General features: G+C 74.1%; 26 protein-coding genes. 9 read left to right on the forward strand and 17 right to left on the reverse strand.

Features of this window, described 5'->3' with window-relative positions; translation table 11 throughout:
• The first annotated feature begins 52 nt into the window (after positions 1-52).
• Complete coding sequence (locus tag PKE99_RS01850) at positions 53-1,141, forward strand: glycoside hydrolase family 76 protein (RefSeq protein ID WP_037042423.1); 1,089 nt, start codon at positions 53-55, stop codon at positions 1,139-1,141.
• Between the two features lie 12 nt (positions 1,142-1,153).
• Here PKE99_RS01850 and PKE99_RS01855 read toward each other — a convergent pair whose 3' ends face one another.
• From PKE99_RS01855 to PKE99_RS01870, 4 genes are read right to left on the reverse strand one after another with little or no spacing between them, the layout of a single operon-like run.
• The gene (locus PKE99_RS01855; protein ID WP_051736937.1) at positions 1,154-1,864 is read right to left on the reverse strand and encodes a DedA family protein; all 711 of its coding nucleotides are present in this window, start codon (positions 1,862-1,864) and stop codon (positions 1,154-1,156) included.
• A gap of 13 nt (positions 1,865-1,877) precedes the next feature.
• Complete coding sequence (locus PKE99_RS01860; RefSeq protein WP_037041925.1) at positions 1,878-2,603, reverse strand: DedA family protein; 726 nt, start codon at positions 2,601-2,603, stop codon at positions 1,878-1,880.
• A 35-nt stretch (positions 2,604-2,638) separates the two neighbouring features.
• Complete coding sequence (locus tag PKE99_RS01865; RefSeq protein ID WP_037041924.1) at positions 2,639-2,923, reverse strand: hypothetical protein; 285 nt, start codon at positions 2,921-2,923, stop codon at positions 2,639-2,641.
• Positions 2,924-2,945: 22 nt separating this feature from the next.
• Entirely contained in the window at positions 2,946-3,572 is a 627-nt protein-coding gene (locus tag PKE99_RS01870; RefSeq protein ID WP_081923849.1) for a SigE family RNA polymerase sigma factor, read from the reverse strand.
• A 155-nt stretch (positions 3,573-3,727) separates the two neighbouring features.
• On the opposite strand from PKE99_RS01870, the gene fbaA reads away from it, so the two are divergent.
• The 3 genes from fbaA to PKE99_RS01885 are packed head-to-tail and all read left to right on the forward strand — an operon-like array spanning position 3,728 to position 6,336.
• On the forward strand, positions 3,728-4,762 hold the full coding sequence (gene fbaA / locus PKE99_RS01875) for a class II fructose-bisphosphate aldolase (RefSeq protein WP_037041922.1): 1,035 nt from the start codon (positions 3,728-3,730) through the stop codon (positions 4,760-4,762).
• Positions 4,763-4,806: 44 nt separating this feature from the next.
• The gene (locus tag PKE99_RS01880; RefSeq protein WP_037041921.1) at positions 4,807-5,220 is read left to right on the forward strand and encodes a DUF3151 domain-containing protein; all 414 of its coding nucleotides are present in this window, start codon (positions 4,807-4,809) and stop codon (positions 5,218-5,220) included.
• 27 nt (positions 5,221-5,247) lie between these two features.
• Positions 5,248-6,336, forward strand: a complete 1,089-nt coding sequence (locus PKE99_RS01885; RefSeq protein WP_051736936.1) for an FUSC family protein — start codon at positions 5,248-5,250, stop codon at positions 6,334-6,336.
• 18 nt (positions 6,337-6,354) lie between these two features.
• Here the strand turns inward: PKE99_RS01885 and PKE99_RS01890 are convergent, their stop codons facing one another.
• Together PKE99_RS01890 and PKE99_RS01895 are read right to left on the reverse strand one after the other, a co-directional pair.
• Positions 6,355-7,962, reverse strand: a complete 1,608-nt coding sequence (locus tag PKE99_RS01890; RefSeq protein WP_037041920.1) for an ABC-F family ATP-binding cassette domain-containing protein — start codon at positions 7,960-7,962, stop codon at positions 6,355-6,357.
• Between the two features lie 128 nt (positions 7,963-8,090).
• Positions 8,091-8,606: a hypothetical protein gene (locus PKE99_RS01895; protein ID WP_037041918.1), complete on the reverse strand. Its 516-nt coding sequence runs from the start codon at positions 8,604-8,606 to the stop codon at positions 8,091-8,093.
• Between the two features lie 60 nt (positions 8,607-8,666).
• Between PKE99_RS01895 and PKE99_RS01900 the strand changes: the two genes are divergently transcribed.
• The 4 genes from PKE99_RS01900 (at position 8,667) to PKE99_RS01915 (ending at position 13,023) form a co-directional block, all read left to right on the forward strand.
• Positions 8,667-9,095, forward strand: a complete 429-nt coding sequence (locus tag PKE99_RS01900) for a hypothetical protein (protein ID WP_051736935.1) — start codon at positions 8,667-8,669, stop codon at positions 9,093-9,095.
• Between the two features lie 164 nt (positions 9,096-9,259).
• On the forward strand, positions 9,260-9,934 hold the full coding sequence (locus tag PKE99_RS01905; RefSeq protein ID WP_037041916.1) for a lysophospholipid acyltransferase family protein: 675 nt from the start codon (positions 9,260-9,262) through the stop codon (positions 9,932-9,934).
• Positions 9,935-9,998: 64 nt separating this feature from the next.
• On the forward strand, positions 9,999-11,264 hold the full coding sequence (locus tag PKE99_RS01910) for a DUF6986 family protein (protein ID WP_037041914.1): 1,266 nt from the start codon (positions 9,999-10,001) through the stop codon (positions 11,262-11,264).
• Positions 11,265-11,421: 157 nt separating this feature from the next.
• Positions 11,422-13,023: an alpha/beta hydrolase gene (locus tag PKE99_RS01915; RefSeq protein ID WP_037041912.1), complete on the forward strand. Its 1,602-nt coding sequence runs from the start codon at positions 11,422-11,424 to the stop codon at positions 13,021-13,023.
• A gap of 79 nt (positions 13,024-13,102) precedes the next feature.
• Here PKE99_RS01915 and pucL read toward each other — a convergent pair whose 3' ends face one another.
• The 3 genes from pucL to PKE99_RS01930 form a co-directional block, all read right to left on the reverse strand.
• Positions 13,103-13,999 carry a factor-independent urate hydroxylase gene (gene pucL / locus PKE99_RS01920; RefSeq protein WP_037041910.1) on the reverse strand — a complete coding sequence of 299 codons (897 nt, stop codon included), beginning with the start codon at positions 13,997-13,999 and terminating at the stop codon, positions 13,103-13,105.
• Positions 14,000-14,033: 34 nt separating this feature from the next.
• Positions 14,034-15,542, reverse strand: a complete 1,509-nt coding sequence (locus PKE99_RS01925) for an NCS1 family nucleobase:cation symporter-1 (RefSeq protein WP_051736934.1) — start codon at positions 15,540-15,542, stop codon at positions 14,034-14,036.
• Positions 15,543-15,661: 119 nt separating this feature from the next.
• Complete coding sequence (locus PKE99_RS01930) at positions 15,662-16,411, reverse strand: aspartate/glutamate racemase family protein (RefSeq protein ID WP_037041908.1); 750 nt, start codon at positions 16,409-16,411, stop codon at positions 15,662-15,664.
• A gap of 155 nt (positions 16,412-16,566) precedes the next feature.
• Here PKE99_RS01930 and uraH point away from each other — a divergent pair, with 155 nt between their 5' ends.
• A complete protein-coding gene (uraH, locus tag PKE99_RS01935) occupies positions 16,567-16,890 on the forward strand; it encodes a hydroxyisourate hydrolase (protein WP_037042411.1) in 324 nt (107 codons plus the stop codon).
• Positions 16,891-16,957: 67 nt separating this feature from the next.
• On the opposite strand, the gene PKE99_RS01940 is transcribed toward uraH, so the two are convergent.
• From PKE99_RS01940 to PKE99_RS01975, 8 genes are all read right to left on the reverse strand, one after another.
• Positions 16,958-17,812 carry a phytanoyl-CoA dioxygenase family protein gene (locus tag PKE99_RS01940; RefSeq protein ID WP_197040499.1) on the reverse strand — a complete coding sequence of 285 codons (855 nt, stop codon included), beginning with the start codon at positions 17,810-17,812 and terminating at the stop codon, positions 16,958-16,960.
• A 184-nt stretch (positions 17,813-17,996) separates the two neighbouring features.
• A complete protein-coding gene (gene alc / locus PKE99_RS01945; RefSeq protein WP_306470723.1) occupies positions 17,997-19,226 on the reverse strand; it encodes an allantoicase in 1,230 nt (409 codons plus the stop codon).
• Between the two features lie 85 nt (positions 19,227-19,311).
• The gene (locus PKE99_RS01950) at positions 19,312-20,187 is read right to left on the reverse strand and encodes an urease accessory protein UreD (protein WP_051736933.1); all 876 of its coding nucleotides are present in this window, start codon (positions 20,185-20,187) and stop codon (positions 19,312-19,314) included.
• Position 20,188: 1 nt separating this feature from the next.
• Positions 20,189-20,932: an urease accessory protein UreG gene (ureG, locus tag PKE99_RS01955; RefSeq protein WP_051736932.1), complete on the reverse strand. Its 744-nt coding sequence runs from the start codon at positions 20,930-20,932 to the stop codon at positions 20,189-20,191.
• A gap of 22 nt (positions 20,933-20,954) precedes the next feature.
• Positions 20,955-21,698 carry an urease accessory protein UreF gene (locus tag PKE99_RS01960; RefSeq protein WP_037041907.1) on the reverse strand — a complete coding sequence of 248 codons (744 nt, stop codon included), beginning with the start codon at positions 21,696-21,698 and terminating at the stop codon, positions 20,955-20,957.
• On the reverse strand, positions 21,698-23,440 hold the full coding sequence (locus tag PKE99_RS01965; protein WP_051736931.1) for an urease subunit alpha: 1,743 nt from the start codon (positions 23,438-23,440) through the stop codon (positions 21,698-21,700). The genes PKE99_RS01960 and PKE99_RS01965 overlap by 1 nt, the downstream gene beginning before the upstream one ends.
• The gene (locus PKE99_RS01970) at positions 23,437-23,811 is read right to left on the reverse strand and encodes an urease subunit beta (protein WP_037041905.1); all 375 of its coding nucleotides are present in this window, start codon (positions 23,809-23,811) and stop codon (positions 23,437-23,439) included. The genes PKE99_RS01965 and PKE99_RS01970 overlap by 4 nt, the downstream gene beginning before the upstream one ends.
• Complete coding sequence (locus PKE99_RS01975; protein ID WP_037041903.1) at positions 23,811-24,113, reverse strand: urease subunit gamma; 303 nt, start codon at positions 24,111-24,113, stop codon at positions 23,811-23,813. Before PKE99_RS01975 ends, PKE99_RS01970 begins: the two co-directional genes overlap by 1 nt.
• Between the last annotated feature and the right edge of the window lie 36 nt (positions 24,114-24,149).

A 24,149-nucleotide genomic window follows, 5' to 3' on the forward strand; every position in this document is an offset into this window, starting at 1 on the left:
CGCGGACGGTAGGCCCGACCCCCGACAGAAAAACTCTGCGATGATCGCCGCGATGACCAGCCTGTGGACGGACCGGGCGGCCGCCGCGGAACGCGCGGTCACCCGTCGCTACCTGCACCGCGTCGGCGGCGTGCTGCCGGCCACCCGGATCGGCCGGATCCGCAGCCCGCGGCCCGCCGCGCCGCGCGAGCGCGCCCGGGCGCTCGTCGGGCCGTGGCACTACTGGTGGCAGGCCCACCTGCTCGACTGCCTGGTCGACGCCCAGGTCCGGGCACCGGACCGGCGTCGCGGGGCCGCGATCGCCGGGATGGTGCGCGGCGTGCGGATCCGCAACCTCGGCCGCTGGACCAACGACTACTACGACGACATCGCCTGGTTCGGGCTGGCCGTCCAGCGGGCGGGGGTGCGGGTGCGCAGCCGCCGCGGGGCCCTCGACGCGATCACGGCCCGGATCCGTGCCGCGCACACCCCGGCGGGCGGCGGCGGGATCTGGTGGCGCCGCGGCGACGACTTCAAGAACGCCCCGGCCAACGGCCCGGCCGCGATCCTGCTGGCCCGCACGGGCTCGGCGGACGACCTGGGGACCGCCGCCGCGCTCACGGACTGGATGGCGGCCACCCTCGTCGACCCGGCCTCGGGCCTGGTCCGCGACGGCGTCCGGCTCGACGCCGAGGGCGCGGTCCGGGAGGTCGCCGGCACCACCTACACGTACTGCCAGGGCGTCTACCTCGGCGCCTGCGTCGAGCTCGCGCAGCGGGAGCGGGACGTCCGCTGGCACGACCGGGCCGCCGCGGTGCTGACGGCGACGGCGCGCGGCCTGGCCGAGCCGAGCGGGGTGATCGGCGGCTACGACGACGGCGGCGACGGCGGCCTGTTCAACGGCATCCTCGCCCGCTACCTGGCCGACGCCGCGGTCCGGCGGCCGAGGCTGCCGCACGCCCGCGACCTCGTCCTCGCCAGCGCGGAGTCGGTGTGGGACAACCGGGCGGACACGGCCGCGGGGCCGGCGTTCGCGCACGACTGGCGCCGGCCCGCCCGCCGGCCCGCCGCCGGCGCCCCGGAGGGCGACCTGTCGGTGCAGCTCTCGGGCTGGATGCTGCTGGAGGCCGCCGCCCGCCTGGAGCGCACGGGCGCGGCCTGAGGACCGGGCCGCTCAGGGCCGGTCGACCGGCGCGGGGTCGACGCCCGGGTCGGCCCCGGAGGCGGCGGGGCCGGACCCGACCCGCGCCTCGTCGTCGACCGGCCGCCGCACCTCCATGACGTACCGGACGACCCCGACGGCCGTGCCGACCACGAAGAAGGCGATCGCCGCGACCACCGCCACGTGCCGCACCCACGGGATGCGGTCGAGCAGCCCGGCGGCGTAGTAGCCGAGCATCATGAGCGTGGGCACCCAGGCGAGGGCGCCGACCAGGTTGGCCAGCAGGAACTTGCGGTTGTCCATCCGCGCGGCGCCGGCGATGGCCGGGGCGAGCGTGCGGACCCACGGCACCCAGCGGGCCACGACGATCGACCAGAACCCCCACCGGTCGAGGAACCGCCCCGCCCGGTCGAGGTTCTCCCTGGTCAGGAGCTTCCCACCCTTGCGGACCTTGATCCGGTTCCCGGTGTAGCGCCCGACGAGGTAGCCGACCTGGTTGCCGGCGACGGCGACGATCACCGCGGCGGCCGAGAGCAGCCAGGCCGAGAGCTCGTGCTGCTGGGCGGCGAGCACCACGCCCGCCGCGACGAGCAGCGAGTCGCCCGGCAGGAACAGCCCGATGACGAACGCGCACTCCAGGAACACGAACGCGAGCACGACGACCCAGACCGTGACCGGCCCGGCCGAGCCGAGCGGGTCGAAGGCCAGGACCGTCTGTCGCACGTGCTCCTCCGGGTCAGCGGTGGTGGCCGGGCGGCCGGTCGTCCGGCCGGACGACCGGGATGCGGGTGGTCGCGTCGGGGTCGTACCCCTCGGCCGCGACGGCCCCGTGGGACTGCCGCCGGGCGCGCAGGAACTCGATCGCGATCGGCACCACCGAGAGCAGCACGATCAGGATGAGCATCAGCTCGATGTTGTCCCGCACGAACTGGATCTGGCCGAGGAAGTAGCCGAGCACCGTGACGCCGGCGGCCCAGGCCACGCCCCCGATCAGGGAGTACGTGAGGTAGCGCTTCGCCTCCATCTTCCCGACGCCGGCCATCACGGTGATGAACGTGCGGACGATGGGCACGAAACGTCCGAGGACGATCGCGCGGTTGCCGTACCTGTCGAAGAACTCCTGCGTCTTGACGACGTGTTGCGGCTTGAACAGCCTGCTCTTCGGCTTGTCGAAGATCGCGGGTCCGGCCTTGCGCCCGATGCCGTAGCCGCAGGCGTTGCCGACGAAGGCCGCGACCACGAGCAGCAGGCAGACCACCCACAGCGGGGTGCGGATCGCGCCCGACGCCACGAACAGTCCGGCGGTGAACAGCAGGGAGTCACCCGGCAGGAAGAACCCCAGCAGCAGGCCGCACTCGGCGAACACGATGAGCGCCAGGCCCAGCAGCGCCCAGGGGCCGAGCCAGCCGATGATGACGTCGGGCTTCAACCATTCGGGGCCCAGGGCAAGCGTGTGGGTCACGCGGAGGACGGTACCGGGCGCACCTGTGCGTCCCGTCAGCCGACCGTGGGAAGGACCCCGGGGAACAGCAGCGAGACGAGCCCGATCCCCGCGCCCAGCACCAGGCCCGCGAGCAGGGCGATCACCAGCGCCCAGAGGAGCTGCCGGCGCAGCGCGGCGTCGGCGCGCGGCTCCGGGGACCGCCGCGGGGCGGTGTGCGCGACCGGGTGCCCGGCCGGCGCGGACGCGGACGAGACCGCCTGCGCGTGCAGCGCCTCGGCCAGCCGGCGACCGGGGTCGACCGACGGGTTCGGGTTCGCGTGGGCGTGCGGGTTCGTCATGGTTGGTGTGTCCTCCCGGGGACTATCTTCCCCCGGACCGTTCGGCCATGACACGGGCCACCGCGTCGAGCGCCCGGCTGGCCGTCGACTTGACCGTCCCGCGGGTGATCCCGGCGGCCTCGGCGATCTCGGCCTCGGACAGCCCGCCGTAGTAGCGCAGCACCAGGACCTCCCGCTGCCGCGGCGGCAGCGTGCCCAGCGCGTCGACGACGGCCTGGTGCTCGGCCGAGAGCATCGCCAGCGACTCCGCGGACCGGGCGTTGACCTGGTGCGGGGCCACGTACTCGCGGGCCGTGCGGCGGCGGCGCAGCACCGACCGGGACCCGTTGACGACGGCGGTGCGCAGGTAGCCGACGGCCGCGGCCTCGTCGCGCAGCCCGGCCCAGTGCCGGTGCAGCCCGGCGAAGGCCTCCTGCACGACGTCCTCGGCGGTGGCCGGCTCGTCGACGAGCAGCACGGCCAGCCGGACCAGCCGCATCCGGTGGTCGCGGTAGAGGTCGGCGAGGGTGAGCGGGGCACCGGGGACCTGCGGCGGCGGGGCGGCCACCGCGGGGTCGGGCCGCGAGTCGATCCGGCGCAGCCTGCTCAGCGTGCGCTCGACCGTGCTCTCGTAGCCGCCGGTGTCCACCGGGTTCGCTCCAGCCCCCACGGGTCCACCTTATCGAGCGTGCGATCCGCGCAGACGGAGCTCGGGAGTCCGTGCGGGACGGGCCCGGCGGAGTCGACCATCACGTCATTCGGCACGTCGGCGCTGGTGGGTGATACTGGCGGGCGAACGACGCGGACCCGAGGAGGGCACTTCAGATGCCGATCGCCAGCCCCGAGATCTACAACGAGATGCTGGACAAGGCCAAGAGCGGGGAGTATGCGTACCCGGCCATCAATGTGACCAGCTCCGAGACGCTGCACGCGGCCCTGCGCGGCTTCGCCGAGGCGGGCAGCGACGGCATCGTGCAGGTCTCGACGGGCGGTGCCGAGTTCCTCTCCGGAACCCGGGTGAAGAACATGGTCACCGGCGCGACCGCGCTCGCCGAGTTCGCCCACGTGGTCGCGGACTCGTACCCGGTCAACGTGGCGCTGCACACCGACCACTGCCCGAAGGACAAGCTCGACGGCTTCGTCCGCCCGCTGATCGCGATCAGCCAGGAGCGCGTGGCCAAGGGCGGGAACCCGCTCTTCCAGTCGCACATGTGGGACGGCTCCGCGGTCGAGCTCGAGGAGAACCTCAAGATCGCGGCCGAGCTGCTCGACGAGGCGGCCAAGGCCAAGATCATCCTGGAGATCGAGATCGGTGTGGTCGGCGGCGAGGAGGACGGCGTCGCCAACGACATCAACGAGAAGCTCTACACCGCGCCCGGGGACTACGAGCGCACCGTGGAGGCCCTCGGCGCCGGCGACAAGGGCCGCTACCTGCTGGCCGCGACCTTCGGCAACGTGCACGGCGTCTACAAGCCGGGCAACGTCAAGCTGCGCCCGGAGATCCTCAAGGAGGGCCAGCAGGTCGCCACGCAGAAGCTGGGCCTGGCGGAGGGCTCCAAGCCGTTCGACCTGGTGTTCCACGGCGGCTCCGGCTCGCTGCTGGAGGAGATCCACGAGGCGCTGTCCTACGGCGTCGTGAAGATGAACGTGGACACCGACACCCAGTACGCCTACACCCGCCCGATCGCGGCGCACATGTTCGAGAACTACGACGGCGTGCTGAAGGTCGACGGCGAGGTCGGCAACAAGAAGACCTACGACCCGCGCTCCTACGGCAAGAAGGCCGAGGTCGCGATGTCCGAGCGCGTCGTCGAGGCGTGCGAGTCGCTGAAGTCGGCCGGCAAGTCCCTGGCGGGCTGAGCCCGGCCGGATCGCACGAGGGGTCGACGGGGCAGGATGGAGGCATGAGTCTGCACGGCAACCTGCTGGGCCCCGAGCCCACGCGCCTGCCCGTCGACCCCGCCGCGGCCGCGCTGGCCGCGGGCGAGGACCCGGCCGACGTCGCGGCGGCCAACCCCGCGTCGTCGATCGCCTGGGCCACCCTGGCCGAGAACGCCCTGGCCGACAAGCACACCGTGGCGGCGTACGCGTACGCCCGCACCGGCTACCACCGCGGCCTGGACCAGCTGCGCCGCAACGGGTGGAAGGGCTTCGGCCCGATCCCGTGGTCGCACGAGCCGAACCAGGGCTTCCTGCGCGCGCTGGGTGCGCTGATGCGCTCCGCCGAGGCGATCGGCGAGACGGACGAGGTCGAGCGGATCCGCGGCTTCCTCGCCGACTCCGACCCCGCGGCGGCCGCGGCGCTGGGCGTGTCCTGACCGCCGTCGTCGGATGAACGCTATCCGATGAGCGTGGCCGCGCGGGCGCGCGCCCGGCTGCACCTGGGCGCGCGCCGCCTGCGGATGTCGGCGCTGCCGATCGTCCAGTGCGGGCTGGCGGCGGGCCTGGCGTGGTTCGTCGCGGCCGACCTCGTCGGGCACCCACGCCCCTTCTTCGCCCCGATCGCCGCGGTGATCAGCCTCGGCGTCTCCCTCGGGTCCCGGCTGCGCCGGACCGCCGAGCTGGTGGTGGGCGTGAGCCTCGGGGTGCTGGTCGGCGACCTGCTGGTCGCCGCGATCGGCTCCGGGCCGTGGCAGATCGCCCTGGTGGTGATGCTCGCCGTGGCGGCCGCGGTGTTCACCGACGGCGGCACCCTGATCGTCGCGCAGGCCGGCTCGTCGGCCGTGCTGGTCGCGACCCTGCTCCCACCGGGGCAGACGGGCGGGATCGACCGCTGGGTCGACTCCCTGATCGGCGGCACGGTCGGGCTGCTCGTGGCCGCGCTGCTGCCGTCGCACCCGCTCGGCCCGGTCCGGCGGCAGGCGCGCCGGGCCCTCGACGAGCTCGCCGCCGTGCTGTTCGGGGTGGCGGAGGCGCTCCGGCAGCGGGACGAGGCAGCGGCGGCCGACGCGCTGCAGCGCGCCCGCCGCAGCCAGCCCCTGGTCGACGAGCTGCTCGCATCGGTGAAGTCCGGGCGCGAGGTCACCGCGGTGGCCCCGCTGCGGCGCCCGCACCGCGCCGAGCTGGCCCGGTTCGGCGAGCTGGCCCGACGCACCGACTACGCCTTCCGCAACACCCGGGTCCTCGCCCGCCGCGCGCTCACCGCGCTGCAGGACGACGAGCCCACCGTCGAGGCCCTGCCCGACGCCGTCGCCCAGCTCGCCGCCGCGGTGCAGAAGCTGACCGCGCAGGTCGGCGAGGGCGATCGCGAGGCGGCCCGGGAACCGATCCTCGACCTCGTGCACGACTCGCCGGTCCTGGGCGCCGCCGCCGGCGACCTCGGCATGTCCGAGCAGGTGATGATCGCCCAGCTGCGCTCGATCGCGATCGACCTGCTGCAGGCCACCGGGCTCAGCCGGTCCGACGCCCAGCAGGCCCTGCGCGCCGAGCTGTAGACCCGCACCATCGACGGCTCACGGGCCGCGCAGCGCCAGCTCCCGGCCCGCCCAACGGCGGCGCAGCCAGCGGTCGTGCGAGGCGACGACGACGGCGCCGGGCCCGGTCCCCAGGGCCTCCTCCAGCTCGTCGGAGAGCCGGGGCGAGAGGTGGTTGGTGGGCTCGTCGAGCAGCAGGAGCTGCGGCGGGTCGGCGACCAGCAGGGCCAGCGCGAGCCGCCGACGCTGCCCGACCGACAGCTCGCCGACCCGGGCGCCCAGGTCCCGGGGCGCGACCAGGCCGAGCGAGACCAGCGGCACCGCCTCGGCGCCCTCCGGGCCGAGCGTGCGCTCCCAGGTCTCGCGCACGGTGCGGTCCGGCCGGGCGAACACGGTGTCCTGGGCGAGCATGCCGACGCGCAGCCGGCGGCGGCGCCGGACCTCGCCGTCCGCGGCGAGCGTCCCGGCCAGGACGGCGAGCAGCGTGGACTTGCCCGCCCCGTTCGGCCCGGTGACGAGCAGCCGGTCGTCCGCGGTCACGTCGAGCCGCTCCAGCGAGAGCCGTCCGGGCACCCGGATCCCGCGGAGGGCGACCAGGATCCCGTCGGACGAGGCGGCGGCCAGCGCGGGCGCGCGGAACCGCAGCGGCGCGGGCGGGCGGCGCACCTGGTCCCGCTCCAGCTCCTCGAGCCGCCGGGTCGCGGCCCGGACCCGGCTCGACACCTGCCGCTCGATGCGCTGCGAGCGCCGCCCGTAGCCCATCTTGTCCCGGTCGGGCATCGGCCGGTCGTGCGCGACCCGCCGCGAGGTCACCGCCACCGAGTGCCGCAGCGCCGCGAGCTCCTCCTGCTCCTCGGCGAACCGGCGCTCCCAGCGCTCCCGCTCGGCGCGCTTCGCCGCGAGGTAGTCGGTGTAGGTGCCGCCGTAGCGGGTCGGCCCGTCGAGCGCGGGGTCGAGGTCGACGACGTCCGTGCACACGGCGTCGAGGAACGCGCGGTCGTGGCTCGCCACCACGACCGCGCCCGGCATGCCCCGCAGCTCCTCCTCGAGGAACGTCGCCGCGGCGTCGTCGAGGTGGTTGGTGGGCTCGTCGAGCAGCAGCGCCGCGGGTCGGCGGAGCAGCAGCGCGGCCAGCGCGAGCCGCCCACGCTGCCCGCCGGACAGGGTGCCGAGCGCGCGGTCGTGCCCGACCCCGCCGAGCCCCAGCCCGGCGAGCACCAGCCCGGCGCGGCGGTCGGCGTCCCACGCGGCGTGCCGCTCGGCCGACTCCAGGCGTTCGCCGTAGGCGGTGAGGAGGTCGGTGTCGTCCGGCGCCTCGGTGAGCGCACGCCCGATCCGGTCCAGCTCGGCGAGGTCGGTGCGGGCCTCGCGCAGGGCGTCGTCGACGACGTCGGCGACGGTGTGGGCCGGGTCGTACGGCATCTCCTGGTGCAGGAACCCCAGGTCCGCCGGCCGCGTGACGGTGCCGCCGTCGGGCTCGTCCGTTCCGGCCAGCAGCCGCAGCAGGGTCGACTTGCCGGCCCCGTTCTCGCCGATCAGGCCGATCCGCCGGCCGGGGGCGGCGGTGAGGGACACGCCGTCGAGCACCCGGCGCGTGCCGAGGGTGCGGACGAGGTCCTGGGCGAGCAGAGCAGCGGGAGCGGACATGGCGACACCACCGGGGAAGATCGGGATCTCGCGCCCGCCGGGCTCGTGCCGCGGCCGCGGGCGCAGGGTGGTGTCAGAGGCCCATGATGCGATCACCTTCGCCCACGGCGGCCCGGCCCCGCAACCGATTAACCGCCGAAGAGCATCCTCCAGGCGGATCGGCGCAGGCCACGGGGCAGGCGCGGGGCCCTGCGCCGGGCCGGGTCGGGCTCGTCGAGCCGGGCCCGCAGGTGCTCGGGGACCCACGGCCCGTCGTCGCGGAGCAGCCCGCCCGCGACCGCCTCCGCGCGGACGTGCCGGCGCACGAGCGGGACGTAGACCGGGCCGAACCAACACCACAGCGGAGGCTCCGCCGGCAGGCCCATCCAGTCCCCCAGCGCGGCGAGGTAGGGCTCCTCGCCGCCCGGCCGGTCGTGGACGAGGGTGCCGCGGTCGAGGAGGACGTCGCGGCACACCGAGGCCGACACGTACAGCGTGTGCCGGCCGGCGAGGGCGAGCGCGAACGCCCGCACCCGGCCGTCGGTCGCGCCGCGTTCGGCGTGCAGGGTGTGCGCCGCGACCGGCCCCCAGCTCGTGGTCGGCCGCGCCGCGAGCGACGCCGCGTGCACCGGCGGGGTGCCGGTGGCGGGTGGGGGCCGCCCCACCGCGGGCTCGGGGGCCGACCGGGCGGACCGCGGCGCGCCGGACGGGAAGCCTTGCGGAGCATGACCACCACCACCGGGACGGCGCCCACCGCCGTCAGCACCTCCGTCGCGCTGTGGTTCACCGCGATCGGCTGCGGGGTCGCGGAGACCCTCGTGCGGTTCGCGACGCCCGAACCGCCCGGCCCTATCGCCCTCGCCGTCCGGTTCGCGATCTACCTCGGGCTCGCCGTCCTCGTCCTCGGGCTGTACTCCGGCCGCGACGCGGCGCGGTGGGCGGTCGCGCTGCTGATGGGGCTGCTCGGGACCGCCTCGCTCGTCGTCGAGCCGCTGCGGTGGCTGGCCGCGGGCGGCGCCGTGCCGGAGTTCCTCGCCGCGGCCGACGGACCGACGATCGTGATCGTCGTGCTGCGCGCGGTGCACGTGCTGGCCGTCCTCGCGGCGCTCGCCGCCATGTTCCGGCCGGCGGCGGACCGCTGGTTCGGGCGTTAGCGGAGCGCACAAATCTGCACCGCCTCCCTCACGTGGCGGAACCGCCGACGTCACGTCGTCGGTACGTTCCAGAGCGGTGACCTGGGCGTCACAATGGGTGCGCGACACTGGTCCGGACGACGTCGGGGTGCGTCCGGCCGGGTCCCGGGGGAGGATCAAGAGTCATGCAGTTCCTGATCAGGTGGGTGCTGGCGCCGCTGGTGCGGATGATCTGGCGGCCGCGGGTGCAGGGGGTGCAGAACGTCCCGGCGCACGGGCCGGTGATCTTCGCCGCGAACCATCGTGCGGCCGTCGACACGGCCGTGATCCCGCTGGTCACGCCGCGGCCGGTGGCCTTCCTCGCCAAGGCCGAGTACTTCACCGCGCGCAGCCTCAAGACCCGGCTGATCGGGCGCTTCCTCGGCGCGCTGGGCTACGTCCCGGTCGACCGCGCCAACGCCAAGGCCGGGCTCGCCGCGCTGGAGGCGGGGCGCACGGTCCTGGAGGCCGGCGGCGCCTTCGGCATCTACCCGGAGGGCACCCGCTCGCTCGACGGGCGGCTGCACCGCGGGCACACGGGCGTCGCGTCGCTCGCGCTGTCCACCGGTGCCGTGGTGGTGCCCGTCGGGCTGGTCGGCACCGAGAAGGTGCAGCCCGTGGGGAAGAAGCTGCCGCGCGTGGCCCGCGTCGAGGTCCGCTTCGGGCGGCCGCTGGACTTCAGCCGCTACGACGGCCTGGAGGGCTCCGCCGCCATCCGCCGCGCGGTCACGGACGAGGTCATGGACGCGATCGCCGACCTGAGCGGCCAGGTGTACGTCGACCGCTACCACCGCCGCCCCGGCGAGGCCGCGGCCGCCTGACGCGCGGGAGGGATCACGCCGTTCCGTCCGGTGTGATCGGCCCCCGGTGGGGCAGGATCCGTCCATGACGGATCTCGCCGAGGAACTGGCGACCGCGGTCGACCGCGACCTCGCCCCGGTCGACGCCGTGCTCGCGACCGCGTATCCCGGCGACGTCGGGACCCGCCAGCCCGTGCACACGGTGTACGTGCCGGCGGACCGCTTCGACCGATCCGTGTCCGCCGCCTGGGGTGCCACTGCCTGCGAGGTGTTCGACTCGCACGCCCCCGGCCAGGCCGAGCTGGCTGCGTGCTGGGGGATCCCCGCCGGCGGGGCCGACGCGCTGCGTGCCCGGGTGCGGGACAAGCTCGTCACCGAGCCGATCGAGGACCTGCGGATCGACTTCGAGGACGGCTACGGCGTGCGGCCCGACGCCGAGGAGGACGCCGAGGTCCGCCGCGCGGCCGCGGAGCTCGTCGCCGCCGTCGACGCCGGGACCGCACCGCCCTTCACGGGGATCCGGTTCCGCAGCCTGGAGGCGGCCACCCGCCGTCGCGGGATCCACACGCTGACCGCGTTCGTGGCCGAGCTGGCGGCGCGCGGCGGAGTGCCGGCGGGATTCGTCGTCACGCTGCCGAAGGTCACCGCGCCGGCCCAGGTCACCGCGCTCGTCGCGGTGCTCGACGCGCTCGAGGAGGCGCACGGCCTGCCCGCCGGCACGCTCCGTTTCGAGATCCAGGTCGAGACCCCGCAGACCGTGATCGGGCTCGACGGCGCCTCCCCGCTGCCCGGCATGATCGCCGCCGCGGAGGGCCGCTGCTCGGGCCTGCACTACGGCACCTACGACTACTCCGCCTCGCTCGGCATCGCCGCGGAGTACCAGAGCATGGAGCACCCGGCGGCCGACCACGCCAAGGCCGTGATGCAGGTGGCGGCGGCGGGGACGGGCGTGCGGCTCTCCGACGGATCCACCAACGTCTTGCCGGTCGGGAGCCCGGAGGCGGTGCGGGCGGCCTGGGCCCTGCACGGCCGGCTCGTCCGGCGCTCCCTCGAACGCGGCTTCTACCAGGGCTGGGACCTGCACCCGGCCCAGCTGCCCAGCCGGTTCACCGCGGTGTTCGCCTTCTTCCGCGGCGCGGCCGATTCGGCCGCGTCCCGGCTGCGGGCCTACCGCGAGCGTGCCGACTCCGGCTTCCTCGACGAGCCCGCCACGGCCACCGCGCTCTCCGGGTTCCTGCTGCGCGGCATCGACTGCGGCGCGCTCGACGGCGCGTGGGTCGAGAAGGCCGCCGGCGCCGGCCTCGCCGAGCTGTCCCGGCTCGCCCGCCGCACCACGCGTTCCCCGCGCTGACCGGCTCGGACGGGGCCGGCCCCACCCTGGCCGTCGGGTTCGCCCCCGCCGGTTCGGGTGTGCGCTCCCTCGTCCGGGTGAGCCCCGCACCCCCATCCTCCGCTGAACCCGCCGCGGACCCGTGGCCGGGCCCGCGGAGGATCGGGGAGGAAGGACTGTGGGGACCAGGAGAACCAGGCGGGCGGCGGTCGCCGTGCTCGCCGCGGCCGGGGCGGCGGTGCTCTCGTCGTGTGCGGTGCCGGGGATACTGCTGACGGCACCGACGCCGGCACCGGCACCCGTCGCCGCGGCACCGGTCGAGCCGCCGGCGCCGCTCGCGCCCTATTACTCGCAGGTGCTGGCCTGGGGCCCGTGCCTCCCGCTCGCCGACGACGACCGCGAGCGCGAGCTGTTCGGCGCGCCCGGGGTGGAGTGCGCGCGCCTGACCGTGCCGCTCGACTACGCGAAGCCGGAGGGCCGGACCGCGGAGATCGCCGTCCTGCGTGCGGCGGGCGAGAGCGTGAACCACATCGGCTCGCTCGTCCTGAACCCCGGTGGTCCGGGCGGTTCGGGCGTGGAGATGGCGGCGGCCTTCGCGGCGCAGGGGGCGGCCGGCGTGTTCGACATCGTCGGCTTCGACCCGCGGGGGGTCGGGAAGAGCACGCCGACGATCGACTGCACCACCGACGCGGAGTGGGACGCCGCCCGGGCCGAGTCCCTCCGCGGCCTCGTCGCCGAGGGGACCGCGGCCATCGAGGCGCGGGCGCGGCAGGACGCCGAGAACTGCGTGCAGCGCTCCGGCGGCGCCGACGTGCTGGCCAACTCGGGCACCCGCGACGTGGCGCGCGACATGGACGTCCTGCGCGCGGCGCTCGGCGACGAGAAGCTGACCTACCTCGGCTACTCCTACGGCACCCGGATCGGCGCGACGTACGCGGAGATGTTCCCGCAGAACGTCCGCGCCATGGTGCTCGACGGTGCCGTGGACCCGACGCAGACGGCGGCCGAGGGCGCGATCGCGCAGATGACCGGCTTCCAGGGCGCCTTCGACGCCTACGCCGCGGACTGTGCGCAGCGGGCCGACTGCCCCCTCGGGACGGACCCGTCGCGGACGACGGCGGAGTTCCAGGCCCTGACCCGGCCGCTGCTCGACCACCCCGCGCCCGTGTCCGACGGGCGCACCCTCTCCTACTCCGACGCCGTGACCGCCGTGATCGCCTCGCTCTACAACCCGGCGGCCTGGCCGGGCCTGACGCAGGGCCTGCAGGCCTTGCGCGCCGGTGACGGGACCCCGCTGATGACGGAGGCCGACGGGTACTACGGCCGCCGTCCGGACGGCAGCTACGGCAACGACCAGGAGGCGCTCATGATCGTGAACTGCGTCGACGGCGGCCCGATGGCGGGCGCGGCGGAGCGCGCGGACCTGCAGCGGCGGGCCGCCGAGGCGGCCCCGTTCGCGGACCCGGGCCTGCCGGCCGGCGACGGCGCCCTCGACACCTGCGCGATGCTGCCGGTCACCCCGACCTCCCAGCCGCACCTGCCGCACGCCGAAGGCCTGCCACCCACCCTGGTGGTCTCGACGACGGGTGACCCGGCCACGCCCTACCAGGCGGGTGTCGACCTGGCCGCGGCGCTGGGCTCGCAGTTGATCACGGTCGAGGGGACCCGGCACACCGCTGTGCTGCAGGGGAACTCCTGCGTGGACTCGGCGGTGGGCGCCTACCTCGTGAAGCTGAAGGTGCCGACCGAGGACCCGCACTGCCGATTCGCGGACAGCTGACCGACGACCGGGGCCCGGCGGCAGTCGTCTGCCGCCGGGCCCTCGCGCGTGGTCCGTGGAGTCCATGGGGTCGGCGCCATCAGATGAAGCCCTTGACCCCTTCCCACGCCCCCGGGGCCGGGGGCACGTCGTCGCGGACGATCGACGCCTCGATCAGCCCGTAGGGCCGGTCGGCGGCGAACCAGACCTCGTTGGGGTTGTCGAGGCCCCACTTCTCGAGGTCGACCAGGAAGTGGTGCTTGTTGGGCATGGAGAACCGGATCTCCGCGACCTCCGGGTGGGCCGCCAGCGCCGCCTCGCCCATCGTGTACAGCGTCTGCTGCAGCGACAGGCTGTGGGTCTGCGCGAAGCGGTCGAGCAGGATCTGCCGGATCGACGTGAAGGACTTGTCCCAGTCGACGTCCGTGCCGAGGTACCGCCACCGGGCGGTGACGGCCGTGGCGAGGATCCGGTCGTCCGTCTCGACGAGCGAGGTGTACGGCACGTCCGGGAACCCGTGGAACTCGCTGCCGGTGCTCTTGAGCACCGTCAGTCCGGTGAGCCCGGAGACGACCGTCTCCTCGGCCCCGTGCTTGGTCACCACGCACGTCCGGACCTCGGAGCCGGCCCTGCTGAACGCGTGGTCGTGGGGCCCGCCCTCGGTGGTCGAGATCCGCTCCCAGTGGTCCAGGTTCACCTCCTGCCGCGCGCCCGTGACCTGCGCGAAGCCGTCGACGAAGTACCGGGCCAGGAGCAGCCCGAACGCCTCCGGCGACCCGACGCCGTGCTGCCGGGCGAGCGCGTACAGGGTGTTCTTCTGGGTGTCGGTGGCGATGACCGTGCCGTTGTCGCCCGTCAGGTGCGTGTCCGCGAAGTCGCCGATCAGCTGGCTGGTCACGGTGATGTCGGTGATCGCGTGGACCGGCGTCGACCGGTCCACGTGCACCAGGTGGCACTCCGCCTTGCCGTACTGGTTGTAGCCGAGCGAGATGCCCATTCGTCCTCCGGTGGTCGTGCGTGGTGTGCTCCGCTCAGGCCGGGTCGGCGGCGGGCTCCGGCGTGCTACCGGTCCGGCTCCGCGAGATCACCCAGTGCAGGACGAACGCCAGGGCCGCGCCGATGAACCAGCTGAAGGCGGCGGCCGTCGTCGAGCCGAAGAGGACCACGGCCATGGCGACGACGGCGCCGACGGCCGTCGCGACGATCGCGACCGGGTTGTAGCCCTTGCGGTAGTGGTAGGTGCCGTCGGCCTCGAGCGTGTACAGGTCGTCGACGACGACCCGGCCCTTCTTGATCAGGTAGTGGTCGGCGATCAGGACGCCGTAGAGCGGGCCGATGAAGGCACCCAGGGTGTCCAGCGTGTAGTGGATGACCTCGGGGCTGGAGTAGAGGTTCCACGGCGTGATCAGCACGGACCCCACGGCGGCGATCATGCCGCCCATCCGCCAGCTGATCTTCTGCGGGTTGACGTTGGAGAAGTCGAAGGCCGGGGACACGAAGTTCGCCACGATGTTGATGCCGATCGTGGCGATCATGAACGTGAGCGCCCCGAGGACGACCGCGAACGTGCTGTCCAGCTCCGCGACCGTCTCGACCGGGTCGGTGATCAGCCGGCCGAACACCGGCAGGGTGGCGGCGGCGGTGATCACCACGAGCAGGGCGAAGACGACGAAGTTCAGCGGCAGGCCGAGGAAGTTGCCCTTCTTCACGTCCGTGAACGTCCGGCCGTAGCGGGCGAAGTCGCCGTAGTTGAGCATCGGGCCCGAGAAGTAGGACACGATCAGCGCGATGGCCGTGAGCATGACGCCCACGGACTGCCAGCCCGACAGGTCGACCTCGGAGAGGTTGAGGTCGATGTTGCTCCAACCCGCCTCGATCACCAGGTAGCCGGCCAGCAGGAACATCACGACGTAGACGGCCGGTCCGCAGAAGTCGATGAACCTGCGGATGGCCTCCATGCCGCGCCAGAACACCGCGGCCTGCAGCACCCACATGGCGAGGAAGCAGATCCAGCCCAGCAGCGACAGCCCGGCGAAGCCGTACCGCCCGACCTCGGCGTACGGGGCGAGCCCGGGCCACAGCTTCAACGCGACGATGACCAGCGAGTGCGAGGCCAGGTAGGTCTGGATGCCGTACCAGGCCACCGCGATCAGGCCGCGGATGATCGCGGGAATGTTGGCGCCGAGCACGCCGAAGGACACGCGGGAGATCACGGGGTACGGCGTGCCCGTGGCCTGCGAAGGCTTGGCGACCAGGTTGCACAGGGAGTAGACGATCGTGATGCCGATCAGCAGCGCGACCAGCACCTGCCAGGCGGCCAGGCCGAGGGCGAACAGCGAGCCGGCGGTGACGTACCCGCCGACGCTGTGCACGTCGGACATCCAGAAGGCGAAGAAGTTGTAGGACTTCCAGCTCTGCTTCCTCAGGGGCGCGAGGTCCTCGTTGGTGAGCCGCTCGTCGTACCCGGCCTTCACCTCGCCCGGCGTGCCGCTCGTGGCGACCGGCGCGTTCCCCGCCGTCGCGTCCACCGATTCCGTCATCTCCCGCTCCGCCCTCCGCCGACCAGAAGTCCAGTGCGGACGACGGTAGGTGGCCGCCGTACCCGAAAGAGGGATACGGCCGCGGAATTCACGAGACCGACGCGGGGGTCAACGCAGTCTCAACATCTATCCGCAACCCCGAGCCGGAAATGGCGCAGCAGTCCGGTGTAGGGCTTCGCCGGGGGCCGCGCGAACTCGCCGCGGTCCCCGGTGCGCAGGCCCAGCGCGACGAGCGACTCGACGGTCCGGGTGGCGGCCGCGACGCCGTCGACCACCGGCACCCCGACCGCCGCCGAGATGTGCGCGCAGAGGTCCGCCATGCCCGCGCAGCCGAGGACGATCGCGTCCGACCCGTCCTCGGCGACGGCCCGGCGGCACTCCTCGGTGATCCGCTCGCGCGCGCCCGAGGCGGGGTCCTCGAGCTCCAGGACGGGGATCGCGCAGGCGCGCACGCCGCGGCAGAAGCGGGCGGCGCCGTAGTGTTCCGCCAGGTCCTGGGCCCGTCCGACGGTCCGGCCGAGCGTCGTGACCACGCTGAAACCCCGGCCCAGGTAGCTCGCGGTGCGCATGGCGGCCTCCGCGATCCCGACGACCGGGCCGCGGGCGAGCTCGCGCGCCGCGTCGAGGCCGGGGTCGCCGAAGCAGGCGATGACGTAGCCGTCCGAGCCCGCCTCCTCGCCGGCCGCGATCTCGGCCAGCAGCCCGGGGACGGCCAGCGCCTCGTCGTAGTGGCTCTCGATCGACGCCGGACCGGTGGCGGGGGTGACCGCCCGGACCGTCGTGCCGGGCGACACGACGGCGGCGGCGGCCCTCCCGATGGTCGCCGTCATTGATTCCGTGGTGTTGGGGTTGATGACCGTGAGCAGCACCGCGGTCCGTCCTTTCCCGTGCGCCGGACTCGGTGTCGACGCTAGCCGCACGTTCGCAATTCCGGGCCTCGGGCGGATATCTTGTAACGACGACGTGAACGACTTCCCCGAGCCATTTCGGGTTATTGCCAGTCCCTCCTGCGATGCTCTGCGGCATGGCAGGCATCAGCACGCACGTCCTCGACGCCGCCCTCGGCCGCCCGGCCGCCGGCGTCGCGGTGACCCTGACCGCGCCGGACGGCACGGTCCACACGGGCACCACCGACGCGGACGGGCGGGTCGGCGACCTGTACACCGGCCCGCCCGCCCCGGGGACCTGGACCGCGGTGTTCGCGACGGGCGCCTACCACGCCGCGACGGGGCAGGAGGCCTTCTTCCCCGAGGTCACGATCGCCTTCATCGCCGACCCCGAGCGCGGCCACTACCACGTCCCGCTCCTGCTCTCCCCGTACTCGTACACGACCTACCGCGGCTCCTGACCCCGTGAGCGGCAACTGCCCTTAGAGCGGCAGTAGGCACTCACAACCCCGGCTGACCTGCGACGACTCAGCGGGCGGCGTTCTTCACGAAGCCCGTCTCGGTGTCGCGCAGGCCCGGGTCGCCGCCCTGCCAGCCGCCGCGGACGTGCCGGCGGACGGTGGCGTCGTCGGTCGCGCGGGCGGCGGAGTGCCAGAGGAACGCGTCGTGCAGGATCACGTCCCCGCGCTCGGCGTACACCGGGAGCTCGCCGCGGACCTTCTCGAAGCCCAGCGGCATCGGGAAGGGCGGCGGGGTGTCGGTGTAGCCGCGCGCCCCCGGGGCGCCCTCGGGGACCACCGCGCCGTTGACGTTCTCGAAGGGCGAGGGCGTGGCCCACAGGTGGCTGCCGGGTACGACGCGCAGGAAGCCGTTGGCCGGGCTGGTGCCGTCGACGTGGATGGTGAAGGCGGTGCCGGGCCAGATGTCCAGGTGCGGCACGGCCTGCCAGTCGGCGTGCCAGCCGATGCGGCTGTAGCCGGACTCCCGGCCCGGCCGCGCGTCCTGGTAGACCACGCCGTTCCGGTTGCGCCAGAAGCCCTCGCCGAGCAGGTCGGCCACCAGTGCCCGCAGCGCGGGCAGGGCCAGGGCCTCCTCGACGCCGGGCGCCAGCTCCTCGACGTGCTCGACGTAGTTGACGAACTTCTCGACCTTGCCCTCGTCGTCGAGGTATTTGGTCGAGCCGTACCGGGGGTCGGCGGTGCCGGCGAGCACCTCCTGCTGGGCGGCCACGCACTCGGCCTCGATCCGCTCGAGCAGCGGGGCCGGGAGCAGGTCGCGGAGCACCACGAACCCCCAACGGCGGTAGAACTCCGCGGCCACGGCCGGCTCGTCGGGTGTGTGCACGCCGAGATCGGTGAACGCGCCCAGGTCGAGCGTCTGCACGGTGCCTCCACAGGTGTGAACCACTTGGTTCACCGAGCATGACCGGCGCGTCCGGTGCCGCGCAAGACACCGCGGTGACGTTTGCGTCAAGGCTGCTCGGTGTCCTCGATGTGCTGAGACAGCAGATGTCTCATCGTCCCTGAGCAGGAACAAGTCGCTGACGACCATCGCCGGTCACAGGGGATCAGGGGCGGCGGGGGGCGAAGGCGTCGAGCAGCTCCTGCGGCCACTCCGAGCCGGGAGCGCGGGCGGCGCGGAGGGCGCCGTTGATCAGGGCCGGATCGAGGCCCGCGCCGGTGAGGGCGTCGCGCAGGTGCATCGGGGGGAGGGCGTCGAGCCAGCGACCCGCCGCGGTCTCCACCCCGCCGTCGGTCAGCTCGCCGTTGGCGCGCAGCCGGGCGAACCCGCCGTCGGGGTAGATATCGATCTTCAGATGCGTGACGACCGGGGAGCCCGGCCGGATGCCGAAGCGGTGCGGGGTGTCGGGCCGGACCGTCCGGCGCGGCACGATGGGCGTCCACACCCGCGAGACCAGCGCGTCGGGCGAGATCGGGCCGTCCACGCGGCAGCCGCTGATCTGCACTTCGCCGGGGGCGTTGCCCACGAAGTGGCTGGTGTCGAACTCGATGTCGCGCAGCCGGCTCGGTCCCGCCAGTGCGACGACCACCCAGTCGTTGCCGGAGTCCCGGCGGCGCGCCGTCTCCCAGCCCTCCCCCATCGTGCGGGCGGGCCCGGGGAGCAGCAGGTTCGCCGGCGACGAGAAGAACATGTCCGAGCAGGTCATGATGAGCCCGCCGCGGTCCTGCGCCGCCAGGTCGACGGTGCCGTGCAGCAGCCGTGGGTCCACCACCGCCTCGCCGTGGACCCGGAACCGCGCGACCCCGCCGTCGGGGTGGATGGTCAGCCGGACGTGCGTCCAGCGGTGCGGGTTGCGGACGTCGTAGACGTTGGCCCGGTCGCCCTTCGCCGGCGAGCGCGGCACCAGCGTCTCCCACTCGGCCGCGGCCAGCTCCTCCTCGCCCGGGTAGTCCTCCAGCGCGGTGGCCTCGACCGAGATCTCGGGCGGGTAGTTGCCGCGGAAGTACGAGGTGTCGACGACGACGCCGTGCACGATCCCCGGGATCCCCAGCCGCACGATCGCGTGGTCGGAGCCGGGCTCGCGGCGCCGGCGGGTCTCCCAGCCGTCGTAGACCTTGCCGCGGTAGCCGAACTCGCTGCGCGGCTGCACCGGACCGGGCATGACGAGCGCGGCGCGGTCGGCGAAGAAGTCGTCGTTGGCCGCGACGACCGCCCCGCCGAGCCGCCGCGCGGCGAGGTCGGGCAGCCGCACGAAGTCCGCGTCCATGTCGGGCCCGTCGAGGCGGGCCGCCTCCGAGGAACGGGTGCGTGCGGGTCGGGTGTCGGGCCGGGTCATCGGTCTCCTCGTCGCGGCAGTCGGCCGGTCAGCCGATTTCGTCGATCACGAACTCGCTCGGCCCGGACAGCGCGCGCGGCCCGGGTCACGGTGCCTCGGTGCGGGTTCCGGCTGCACGAACGGCACTTCCGTGCGTACCTGGCGCACGAACGGCACTGTCGTGCACTGTCCCGGCGGTCCAGCCGGGGTGGGCCGCGACGGCCTCGGCGAGGGCTCGTTGAGTGCTCACCGCGTCGGGCCCGACGGCGGTGGCGAGGCTGCCGCGCACGGCGAGCGGGGCGAGCGACCACCAGCTCCCGGCCGCGGCCTCCCCGTCCTCGCCCCAGAGCAGCACCTCGGTGCCCAGCACGCGACGCCCGGCGAGGTGCGCGGCCGAGTCCTGCAGCGCGGCGTCGCCCAGCTCCTGGGTCTGGTGCAGCAGGGGTGTCGCACGAACGGCGCCCTCGCGCATGCCTGGTGAGCGAGAGGGCCGTTCACCGGTCTCCTCGATCCGCACCGTGCCCCGGTACCGCCCGCTCGGCTCCCCCGCGCGCCCCGCCACCAGCACCTCGCGGGCGCGCAGCCGGGCGGTCGGATGCAGCTGGACATGCAGCAGCGTGCGGTGGTGCGCCCGGGCGGTGATCACCGTCGGCTCGGGGAGGTACTGCAGCGAGGCGCCCTCGTCGAGCCCCACCCGGATCGTCAGGGAGCTGGGTCGGTCGGTCCCCGGCAGGGCCACGGCCGCCGCGAGGCCGGTGAGGACCAGGTCGGCGCCGGGGCGGACGTGGACGTCGAGCTCGACGTCGTCGCCCGCCAGGGGCGTGCTCGCCGAGCCGACCATGTGGACCGTCACCCCGGGGTCGGCCGCCGCCGCGGTGCCGCGCCGGGGCACGAGCGAGAGCGGGGACTGCGACCGCAGCTCCCGCACGACGCTGCGCCCGCCGGCTCCCCGCTCGACGGTCAGGACGGCCCGGGCGTGCATGTCAGGCGGCCACCCGCGTGGCGAGCCGGTCGAGCACCCAGGCGCCGACCTCGCCGGCCGACGGGTCCTCCACCAGCGACTGCGTGATCACCGGCAGCTCGCCCCGGATCCGGCGGGCGTCCCCGGTCATCACGTCCATGTCCGCCCCGACCAGCGGCGCGAGGTCGGTCTTGTTGATCACCAGCAGGTCCGCGGTGGTGACGCCCGGGCCGCCCTTGCGCGGCACCTTGTCCCCGCCGGCGACGTCGACCACGAAGATCTGCGCGTCGACCAGCCCGCGGCTGAACACGGCGGTGAGGTTGTCGCCGCCGCTCTCCACCAGCACCAGCTCCAGCCCCTGCCCGTCACGGGAGGCGAAGCGCTCCTCGAGGGTGTCGATGGCGTCGAGGTTGGCGGTGATGTCGTCCCGGATCGCGGTGTGCGGGCAGCAGCCGGTCTGCACGGCCTCGACCCGCTCCGGCGGGAGCACGGCGTTGCGGCGCAGGAAGTCCGCGTCCTCGGTGGTGTAGATGTCGTTCGTCACGACGGCGAGCCGGACCCGCTCGCCCAGGCTGCGGGCGAGCGCCGCGACCAGTGCGGTCTTGCCGGAGCCGACGGGCCCGCCGATCCCGATCCGCAGCGCGCGGCCCTGCGCGGGCGGGGCGGCGTGGTGGTCGGGTTCGGACTCGGTGGGGTCGAAGGAGACCAGGTGGCCGTGACCGTGCTGACCGGTGGGGCCGTGCTGATGCGTGTGGTCGCCGCTCATCGGCGTGCTCCGTTCATCGGGGTCAGGAGGCGAACAACCGCAGGCGCCCGCGGTGCTGGTCGACGTGGGCCTGCGCCATGAGGTCGAGCACGGGGGCGCCCGGCGCGGGCAGGTCGGACGAGGGAGCCCCGGCCGCCGACACCGCCTCCGCCACGACGCTCTCCAACGCGGGGCCGAGCCGGACCAGCACGGCGTTGACGGCGAAGGGATCCAGCCCGAGCAGCCGCACCGCCGCGGACGCCGGCCCGGAGACGGCGAGGTACGCGACGCATCGCGCGGCCTCCCCCGGCGGCTCGCCGGCGACCCCGCACACCGCGCCGACCAGCAGCGGATGGTGGGGGCGCGGGTGGACAGCGACGAGGTCGTCGAGCACGGGCGACGGCCAGGCGGCGCGGACCGCCCGGAGCGTCCCCCGCCCCTGCGCCCGCGAGGCCTCCCGCTGCGCCGCGCTCGGGGTCCGGGCCTCCAGCTCTGCGTCCAGCTCCGCGAACCGCGAGCGGGTCACATCGGCGTCGTCGCAGGTCAGCGGGGGTCGTGAGTGGGAAGTGCCGCTAGAGGGGCAGTGGGCACTCACGGGTACGGAGGCCGCGGCGAACGCAGCCGCGACGAGGCCCGCGGTCCGCAACCGCCCCAGGAGGAAGCCTTCCAGGGAATCCACGGACGAGACGAGGCCGCGGGAGACGGCCTCCTCCAGCCCGCCGGAGTGCACGTGCCCACCGCCGGGGAACCGGGCGTCGGCGAGCACGAGGGATGCGAGACCCGGCATCAGAACAGGAAGTACCGCTGCGCCATCGGCAGCTCGGACACCGGCGCGGGCTGCACGACGGTCCCGTCGATGCGGACCTCGAAGGAGTCCGGGTCGACCTCGACCGCCGGCGTCGCGTCGTTGAGCAGCATCGACGCCTTGGTGATCGAGCGCGTGTCGTCCACCGCCACCGCGCCCTTCGCCAGGCCGGAGAGCGCGTCGGTCCCCATCGCCACGGACGCCACGAAGTTCAGCGAGGTCGCCGACGCCACCAGCGGCGCCGCCCCGAACTGCGGGCGCGCGAACACCGGCTGCGGGGTGGGGACGGAGGCGTTGGCGTCCCCCATCTGCGCCCACGCGATGAACCCGCCCTTGAGCACGACGTCCGGCCGCACGCCGAAGAACTTCGGCTCCCAGAGCACCAGGTCCGCCAGCTTGCCCACCTCGACCGACCCGATCTGCGAGGCCATGCCGTGCGCCAGCGCCGGGTTGATCGTGTACTTCGCGACGTACCGCCGGGCGCGCAGGTTGTCCGCGGGCCCCTCGAGCGCGCCCTGGGACTCCTTCATCACGTGCGCCGTCCGCCAGGTCCGGATGATCACCTCGCCGATCCGGCCCATCGCCTGCGAGTCCGAGCTCATCATCGAGATGGCGCCCATGTCGTGCAGCAGGTCCTCGGCGGCGATCGTCGTCGGCCGGATCCGGCTCTCGGCGAAGGCCAGGTCCTCGGGCACCGAGGAGTTGAGGTGGTGGCAGACCATCAGCATGTCGAGGTGCTCGTCGAGCGTGTTGACGGTGTGCGGCCGGGTCGGGTTGGTCGACGACGGCAGCACGTGGCCCGTCCCCACCACCTCGATGATGTCCGGCGCGTGCCCGCCGCCCGCGCCCTCGGTGTGGAAGGCGTTGATGGAGCGTCCGGCGATCGCCTCGAGCGTCGACTCGAGGAAGCCGGCCTCGTTGAGCGTGTCGGTGTGGATGGCGGCCTGCACACCGGACTCCTCGCACACCCGCAGGCAGGCGTCGATCACGGCCGGGGTGGTGCCCCAGTCCTCGTGCAGCTTGAACCCGCCCGCACCCGCGCGCAGCTGCTCCCACAGCGCGTCCGCCGACACCGTGTTGCCCTTGCCCATCAGCAGGATGTTGACGGGCAGGTGGTCCAGCGCCTGCAGCATCCTTCTCAGGTTCCGCGGGCCGGGCGTGACGGTGGTGGCCTTGGTGCCCTCGGCCGGCCCGGTGCCGCCGCCGGCCAGCGTCGTGATGCCCGCGGCCAGCGCGGTGTCGACCAGGCCGGGGGTGATGAAGTGGACGTGGGCGTCGATGCCGCCCGCCGTGAGGATCTTGCCGTTCCCGGAGAGGACCTCGGTCGACGGGCCGATCACGAAGTCGACGCCGTCCATGGTGTCCGGGTTGCCGGCCTTGCCGATCCCGGTGATCCGGCCGTCCGTGATGCCGACGTCCGCCTTGACGACGCCCCAGTGGTCGAGGATCACCACGCCGGTGATCACCAGGTCCGGCGCGCCCTCGGCCGACGTCACGGCGGACTGGCCCATGGACTCGCGGATCACCTTGCCGCCGCCGAAGAGCACCTCGTCGCCGGACCCGGCGCCACGCGAGCGGTCCTCGGTGACCTCGATCAGCAGGTTCGTGTCGGCGAGCCGGATCCGGTCCCCGGTCGTCGGGCCGAAGAGGTCGGCGTAGCGGCCCCGCTGGATCCGGGGGACGGCAGCCGACGGAGTCGGCGGGGTGGGTGGAGTACTGCTCATCCGCCGTAGTTCCTCTCGGTGGGCTCCGCGGAGCGCGAGTCCAGCCCGCCGGCGTACTCGGCGCGCAGGCCCGGGACCTGCCGCTTCCCGGCCAGCGGGACGAGCACGACCTCCTTCTCGACGCCCGGCTCGAACCGCACGCTCGTCCCCGCCGGGATGTCGAGGTGGGTGCCCCAGGCCGCCTCGCGGTCGAACGCCAGGCCCGGGTTCACCGCGGCGAAGTGGAAGTGCGAACCGACCTGCACAGGCCGGTCCCCGGTGTTCGTGACGACGAGCGTGGTCCGCTCCCGCCCCGGGTTCAGCTCCACCGGCTCGTCGTCCGGAATGATCTGGCCGGGGGCCCAGCCCCCGGACGTCGCCCCGCCCGCCATCAGACGATCGGCGAGTGGACGGTGACGAGCTTGGTGCCGTCCGGGAAGGTGGCCTCGACCTGCACCGAGTCGACCATCTCGGGCACGCCCGCGAGCACCTGCTCGCGGCTCAGGACGGCGCGCCCCGAGTCCATGAGCTCGACCACGCTCCGGCCGTCACGCGCGCCCTCCAGGACGTGATCGGTGATCAACGCCACCGCCTCGGGGTGGTTCAGGCGCAGGCCGCGCGACTGCCGCGCCCGCGCCACGTCGGCGGCGACGTGCACGAGGAGCTTGTCGCGCTCCTGGGGGCTCAGATGCATGGCGACAGTTCTACGGCCCGGATGTTTCCGCACCGT

Source organism: Pseudonocardia halophobica (assembly GCF_027922425.1).
Lineage (GTDB): Bacteria > Actinomycetota > Actinomycetes > Mycobacteriales > Pseudonocardiaceae > Pseudonocardia > Pseudonocardia halophobica.

Bases quoted from the DNA above. Each gene is read 5' to 3' on its own strand.
- PKE99_RS01905 (WP_037041916.1), top strand. From the start codon at position 9,260: ATGCAGTTCCTGATCAGGTGGGTGCTGGCGCCGCTGGTGCGGATGATC.
- PKE99_RS01850 (WP_037042423.1), top strand. From the start codon at position 53: ATGACCAGCCTGTGGACGGACCGGGCGGCCGCCGCGGAACGCGCGGTC.
- PKE99_RS01910 (WP_037041914.1), top strand. From the start codon at position 9,999: ATGACGGATCTCGCCGAGGAACTGGCGACCGCGGTCGACCGCGACCTC.
- PKE99_RS01865 (WP_037041924.1), bottom strand. From the start codon at position 2,923: ATGACGAACCCGCACGCCCACGCGAACCCGAACCCGTCGGTCGACCCC.
- ureG (WP_051736932.1), bottom strand. From the start codon at position 20,932: ATGAGCGGCGACCACACGCATCAGCACGGCCCCACCGGTCAGCACGGT.
- pucL (WP_037041910.1), bottom strand. From the start codon at position 13,999: ATGGGCATCTCGCTCGGCTACAACCAGTACGGCAAGGCGGAGTGCCAC.
- fbaA (WP_037041922.1), top strand. From the start codon at position 3,728: ATGCCGATCGCCAGCCCCGAGATCTACAACGAGATGCTGGACAAGGCC.
- PKE99_RS01970 (WP_037041905.1), bottom strand. From the start codon at position 23,811: ATGGCGGGCGGGGCGACGTCCGGGGGCTGGGCCCCCGGCCAGATCATT.
- PKE99_RS01925 (WP_051736934.1), bottom strand. From the start codon at position 15,542: ATGACGGAATCGGTGGACGCGACGGCGGGGAACGCGCCGGTCGCCACG.
- uraH (WP_037042411.1), top strand. From the start codon at position 16,567: ATGGCAGGCATCAGCACGCACGTCCTCGACGCCGCCCTCGGCCGCCCG.
- PKE99_RS01900 (WP_051736935.1), top strand. From the start codon at position 8,667: ATGACCACCACCACCGGGACGGCGCCCACCGCCGTCAGCACCTCCGTC.
- PKE99_RS01885 (WP_051736936.1), top strand. From the start codon at position 5,248: ATGAGCGTGGCCGCGCGGGCGCGCGCCCGGCTGCACCTGGGCGCGCGC.
- PKE99_RS01950 (WP_051736933.1), bottom strand. From the start codon at position 20,187: ATGCACGCCCGGGCCGTCCTGACCGTCGAGCGGGGAGCCGGCGGGCGC.
- PKE99_RS01965 (WP_051736931.1), bottom strand. From the start codon at position 23,440: ATGAGCAGTACTCCACCCACCCCGCCGACTCCGTCGGCTGCCGTCCCC.
- alc (WP_306470723.1), bottom strand. From the start codon at position 19,226: ATGACCCGGCCCGACACCCGACCCGCACGCACCCGTTCCTCGGAGGCG.
- PKE99_RS01975 (WP_037041903.1), bottom strand. From the start codon at position 24,113: ATGCATCTGAGCCCCCAGGAGCGCGACAAGCTCCTCGTGCACGTCGCC.
- PKE99_RS01880 (WP_037041921.1), top strand. From the start codon at position 4,807: ATGAGTCTGCACGGCAACCTGCTGGGCCCCGAGCCCACGCGCCTGCCC.
- PKE99_RS01960 (WP_037041907.1), bottom strand. From the start codon at position 21,698: ATGCCGGGTCTCGCATCCCTCGTGCTCGCCGACGCCCGGTTCCCCGGC.
- PKE99_RS01890 (WP_037041920.1), bottom strand. From the start codon at position 7,962: ATGTCCGCTCCCGCTGCTCTGCTCGCCCAGGACCTCGTCCGCACCCTC.